This window comes from Mesorhizobium sp. M7A.F.Ca.CA.004.12.1.1 (assembly GCF_003997835.1).
Lineage (GTDB): Bacteria > Pseudomonadota > Alphaproteobacteria > Rhizobiales > Rhizobiaceae > Mesorhizobium.
Genome location: NZ_RZRK01001442.1, coordinates 1 through 604, shown reverse-complemented (window position 1 = coordinate 604; position 604 = coordinate 1). Strand labels below are relative to the sequence as shown.

Sequence of the window (604 nt, the reverse complement as noted above, 5' to 3'; positions counted from 1 at the left end):
GCCCAGCAGGCCGACAGCAGCAAGCAGAAGCCTGCGACCGCGAGGAAGAAGCTGCGCCCGCCGCGGCCGGATCCTGTCGCCGGCCTGATGGAGAAGGGCCAGAGATTGCGGGCGGCGGGACAATTGCCCGAGGCGGAGAACGCCTATTGCCGCGCGCTCGGGCTGGCGCCTAAAAACACCGACATCCTGGTCGCCATGGGTCTCGTGGCGGGCTCCCAACAGAAATTCGACGAGGCCGGGCATTTCTTCGACCAGGCGCTGGCCATCAAGCCCGGCCTTCTCGACGCCCGCCTCGGCAAGGTCCGGCTGGCGATCTGGCAGGGCGACGTGCCGCGCGCCCGCGCGATGATCGATGATGTGCTTGGCACCGCGCCAGGCAACGCCGAGGCGATCGCCCTCGACGCACGGATTTCTTTGCTCGAGCGGGATTACACGCGGGCCGAGCAGTCGTTTCAGCGGGTGCTGGCGATTGATCCGCGCAATGCCGAAGCGCTGGTGGGAATCGGCGATGTGCGCCGCGCCCGTGGCGACGACGACGCCGCGCGCGATGCCTACCGGCAGGCGCTTGCCCTCGAACCCGGCTCGCGCGACATCGAGCAGAGAC

Annotated in this window: 1 protein-coding gene; it reads left to right on the top strand. The window is 68.9% G+C overall.

The window, feature by feature from the left end; translation table 11 throughout:
• A partial coding sequence (locus EN984_RS36935) for a tetratricopeptide repeat protein (protein WP_127384469.1) occupies nucleotides 1-604 on the top strand: 604 nt, incomplete at both ends.